General features: G+C 60.8%; 4 protein-coding genes. 3 read left to right on the top strand and 1 reads right to left on the bottom strand.

Annotated elements, in window-relative coordinates:
* Positions 1–1155, top strand: a 1155-nt coding sequence (locus AACS18_RS20030; RefSeq protein ID WP_108613119.1) for a tetratricopeptide repeat protein, incomplete at its 5' end; no start/stop codon positions are given.
* A 511-nt stretch (positions 1156–1666) separates the two neighbouring features.
* Positions 1667–2587 carry a L,D-transpeptidase family protein gene (locus AACS18_RS20025; protein WP_108613118.1) on the top strand — a complete coding sequence of 307 codons (921 nt, stop codon included), beginning with the start codon at positions 1667–1669 and terminating at the stop codon, positions 2585–2587.
* Positions 2588–2679: 92 nt separating this feature from the next.
* Here the strand turns inward: AACS18_RS20025 and sppA are convergent, their stop codons facing one another.
* On the bottom strand, positions 2680–4524 hold the full coding sequence (sppA, locus tag AACS18_RS20020) for a signal peptide peptidase SppA (protein WP_108613117.1): 1845 nt from the start codon (positions 4522–4524) through the stop codon (positions 2680–2682).
* 208 nt (positions 4525–4732) lie between these two features.
* Here sppA and AACS18_RS20015 point away from each other — a divergent pair.
* The coding region (locus tag AACS18_RS20015; RefSeq protein ID WP_445206802.1) for an oxidoreductase at positions 4733–5116 on the top strand (384 nt) is incomplete at its 3' end.

Raw genomic sequence — 5116 nt, 5'->3', positions numbered from 1 at the left:
CTGTCGGATCGGGCCTATCGGGCGGTCAACAAGGCGCAGGAGCTGATCACCGAGAAGAAATACGGTGAGGCCAATGCCAAGCTGCAAGACGCGCTCTCCGGCGCGGGCGAGCGGGTCTACGACAAGGGGGTCATATTGCAGACTCTCGGTTTCGTGGCCGCCCAGCAGGAGAAATACGGTCAGGCGACCAAGTACTTTGCCGATGCCATCGCGACAGGCGGCCTGCCGCCACCGGTGGCCCAGCAGGTGCGCTACAACCTGGCCCAGCTCTATATGGCGGAGGGCAATTATCAGGGGTCGATCAAGACCATGAAGGAGTGGTTTGCCAACCAGGGCAAGGATGACAAGCCCAACTCCCATGCCTATATCACGCTGGCCAACGCCCACGTGCAGCTCAAGCAGTACCGTGACGCGATCCCGGCGGTGGATCAGGCGATCAAGCTGTCGGCAGGTAAAGCGCCGGAGTCCTGGTATCTGCTGAAGATGGGGGCTCACTACGAGCTGAAACAGTACAAACCGGCGACCGAGGTGCTGACCTCTCTGGTCAACATCTTCCCGGAGAAGAAGAAGTACTGGACCCAGCTGTCGGCCATGCATATGCAGGCAGGCAACGATGCCAAGGCGCTGGCGGCGCTGGAGTCGGCCTACAACCTCGGCATGTTGACCGAGGCCGCCGAGCTGCAGCGCCTCGCCAACTACCTCGCCTTCACCGGCATTCCCCATCGCGCCGCACGGGTGATGGAGAAGGGGATGAAGGACGGGGTGATTGAGCAGAGCGCCAGCAACTACAAGACCCTGGCCAACTACTGGCATCAGGCCAAGGAGCTGGATCCGGCCATCGACACGCTGGCCAAGTCCTACCAGCTGGCTCCGAGCGCCGATCTGCAGCTGAAAATGGCGCGCATGATGATCCAGAGCAAGCGCTATCAGGATCTGGTGGCGCTGGCCGCCAAACCGGCAGCCAATGCCAATGGTGAACAGCGGGCGGATCTCAAGTTCCTGACCGGGGTCGCCTATTTTGAGCAACAAAAGCCGAAGGAGGCCCTCAACGCCTTCACCCAGGCGGCTCAGAATGGCAACGTCAGTGGTCGGGCATCCCCCTGGATCAGCTTCCTCAAGGAGCAGAGTGGTGCGGGGGAGGCAACCGTCCAGTAATTCCAATGACAACTACCTGTAGTCCCTTTTATGGTTGCCTGGTGGCTCCATTAACCGCTCTTCGGAGCGGTTTTTTTATGGTGGCAGCCGGCTCCGGCTGGTGGCCGACGCACGGTTTTATCCCTCTTCATGCCAATACAAAGCCTCCCTCGACATTGGCTTATCTCCCCCGATGCGACAAACGTTTTAGCTAGGGCTGCAACCGTGACACAAGGTGGCACAGCGCTGTGGTTGACAGGGGCTCGGGTGGCTCGCTGAGGGGCGGGCCGTGTCATTCATCTTTCTCTTTGCTGCGACTTGCCAGTGTGGCTTTTGCCCTGTTGATAAGCGTCACACTGAAAACGGCTACTTTTAACAAGAAAAGCAACATATGGAAGTTGAAATTTTGGCCGACTCAGGAAAGAATGCGCGCTCGGTTATTGGCGTCGTGGGGCAGGTTGACCCGCCACCGGCAGACCGAGGATGAGACGGCCCCCGGCCCATTTGGTACAGGAAACCACACAGGAATTTTATGAATCCCCTTCGCACTGCCGCTTCGGCCCTTTTATGCACATTTGCGCTGGTCAGCCAGCAGGCTGCCGCCGTCGAGTACCGTCTGCCTGCGGCCAACAGCCGCCTGATCGGTGAAAACCAGGAATACGTGGTGCCTGCGGACAACCGTCCGCTGGAGCAGATCGCCGCTGACTTCCAGCTGGGTCTGACCAACATCATGGAAGCCAACCCGGGCGTTGATCCCTATCTGCCGAAGGCGGGTAGCACTCTGATCATCCCTCATCAGCTGATCCTGCCCAACGCGCCCCGCGAAGGGATCGTCATCAACGTTGCCGAGATGCGTCTCTACTACTACCCGAAAGGGAAGAACGTGGTGGAAGTACTGCCCATCGGCATCGGTCAGCTGGGGGTAAACACCCCGGAGAACTGGATCACCAAGGTAGAGCGCAAGCGCGCCAACCCGACCTGGACCCCGACCGAGAACATCCGTCGTCGCTATGCCGCCCAGGGCAAGACTCTGCCGGCAGTCTGGCCAGCCGGCCCGGATAACCCCATGGGTCTGCACGCCCTCTACATCGGCAACCTCTATGCCATCCACGGCACCAACGCCACCTTCGGTATCGGTCTGCGGGTGAGCAGCGGTTGCGTGCGTCTGCGCGCTGACGACATCAAGTATCTGTTCGACAACGTGCCGGTCGGCACCCGCGTCCAGTTCGTCAACCAGCCGGTCAAGACCTCGGTCGAGCCGGATGGCGGTCGCTACATGGAAGTACACGAGCCGCTGTCGCGCACCGAGGAGGAGTTCAACTCCACCGCCTCCGTGCCGCTCCCGATGACACCGGCTATCACCCGCTTCATCGCTCACGCCGAGTCTGACTCCAACGTGGTCAAGCAGGTGCTGGAACAGCGTACCGGTATGCCGACCCGCCTCAATCCCTGATTGAGCAAGTTGGCGGTGCCGCGCGCACTGGCTGAATAAAGAAAACGGCGACCAGATGGTCGCCGTTTTTTATGGGAGGAGTCACCGTTTGCTTACTGCACGCAGACCGGGCAGAAGGCGTAGGTGCCTTGCGGGTCGTTGAAGCGGGTGAGCGGGTCGAGGCTGCGGTTTACTTCAACCAGCGCCTTGCCAAATCCAGCTGGCAACCAGCTTTGCAACTGCGGAGCCAGCACTTGAGCGCTGCTGTCGAACAGTTGGCGCAGGAACTTGTCTTTGGCAGACTCCTCCTGCTCGATGGGGGTCACCTGCCACTCCTTGAGGTTGGCCAGCTCGGCGGCGGCCTTGATGGCGTCATCCAGATTGCCGAACTCGTCCACCAGACCTAGGGCCTTGGCATCTTCGCCGGTCCAGACCCGACCTTCGGCCGCCTTCTCGGCCTCTTCCGGGCTCAGGCCGCGGCCCTTGCTGACCAGACCGATGAAGCGCTGGTAGGTATCTTCCACGCTCAGCTGGATAGCCTGACCGACGTGATCCGGCAGGGCGCGGGTCGGGCCTACGCCGACGTAATCTGTGGTGCCGACCCCGTCGGTATGCACGCCAAACTGGGCCAATGCCTTGTCGATGGTGGCGAACATGCCGAACACCCCGATGGAGCCGGTGAGGGTGGTGGGGGAGGCGAAGATCTTGTCCGCATCGGCGGAGATCCAGTAGCCACCGGAGGCGGCATAGCTGCCCATGGAGACCACTACCGGTTTGCCAGCCTGTTTCAGGGCCAGCAGCTCGGCGCGGATCTGCTCGGCGGCGAAGGCACTGCCGCCCGGGCTGTCGACCCGCAGGACCACGGCTTTGACCTTGTCATCGCGGCGGGCATCGGCCAGCAGGTCGGAGAGGCTATCACCGCCGATGGTGCCGGCAGGCTGGACGCCATCCATGATGGCGCCGCTGGCGACTACCAGACCCACTTCATCCTTGCCGCTCTGGGGATACTGATCCGGGATGGCGGCCAGATACTCTTTCAGGCCCACCCCTTTCCAGCCGTGGTCGTCGCTCTCGCCCACTTCCTTGATAACCGCCTGGGTCATCTCGTCGCGGGTCGCCAGCTGATCCACCAGCCCGTTGTCGAGGGCGTAGTTGGCGGCGTTGCCACCGGCCTTGCGCAGCAGCTCGAGGAAGCGATCCTTGCCCGGTGCCACGGCGTCCGGTTCGATTTCGCGCTGTTCGGCGACATCGGCCACATAGGATTGCCACAGCTGATCCAGCCAGCGCTGGTTCGCTTCTTTGCTCTCGGGAGACATCTCGTCGCGGGTATAGGGTTCGACGAAGGATTTGTAGGTGCCGACCTTGAACACGTGCGGGGTGATGTTGAGCTTCTCCAGCGCAGACTTGAAGTAGGTCTGGTAGACACCAAGCCCCTCGATCACCACGGCGCCGCTCTGGTTGAGCAGCACGTGATCGGCGTGGGCCGCCAGCAGGTATTGCCCCTGAGTGTAGAAGTCAGCCATGGCGATCACCGGTTTGCCGCTCTCCCGGAAGGAGTCGATGGCGCTCGCCACCTCCTGCAGTTTGGTGAAGTTGGCTCCCTGCAGCCCTTGCGGCTTGATCACCAGCGCCTTGATGCGCTCGTCATCCTTGGCACTCTTGATGGCCCACAGCAGGTCGGAGAGGACGATCTCGCTCGGCTGCTCGTCGCTGCTGTCCATCTGGCGCAGCAGTTGTACGGTGGGATCAGTCTGGGTGCGTTGCTCCACCAGCACGCCGTTGAGATTGAGGGTCAGCGCCCCTTCGATGGGCGCCTTGGGGGCCTCTTTCTGGCTGACGCTGAAGACGATGACCAGCACTACGATGAGAAACAGCAGATTGACCAGCATCAGCCGGGTGAAATTGAGCAGGCGCCACAGGCTGCGGAACAACCAACCCAGACCTTTGAAAATAGACATAGTCGCGTTATCGCCCTGTTAATGGGTAGAGAAGAGCCATTATTAACCAGTTGCGGGCGAAATTGCCATTTCCGACTGGCGGATCCCGCCTATCTTCGTTCAGGGCACGGCTGTTCGCTGAAAAATTGTCCAAACATTTGTTTGAAAAAGAATTTTCGATTCTTTACTCTAGCTTCAGTTTGATAACAAAAAATTAACTGGAGGCATCGTGAGCCGCTATCCGACCCTGCTGACCCCGCTCGACCTTGGTTTTACCCAGCTGCGCAACCGTGTGTTGATGGGCTCCATGCATACCGGCCTCGAAGAGGAGAAGGGCGGTTTTGACAAGCTGGCCGCCTTTTATGCCGAGCGCGCCCGTGGTGGTGTTGGCCTTATCGTCACCGGCGGCATCGCCCCCAACCTGCGCGGGCGGCTGGTGCCTCACGGCTCTCAGCTGAGCTTTCCCTGGCAGGTGAGCAAGCACAAGAAGGTGACCAGCGCCGTGCATCAGGAGGGGGGCAAGATAGCGCTGCAGATCCTCCATGCCGGTCGTTACGCCTATCATCCCTTCAGTCTGGCCCCGAGCGCCCTCAAGGCCCCCATCTCCCCGTTC

The organism is Aeromonas sp. HMWF015 (genome assembly GCF_963878965.1).
Lineage (GTDB): Bacteria > Pseudomonadota > Gammaproteobacteria > Enterobacterales > Aeromonadaceae > Aeromonas > Aeromonas veronii.
Note: the sequence above shows the minus strand (reverse complement) of the source record. Positions and strands in the feature narration are given on the sequence as shown.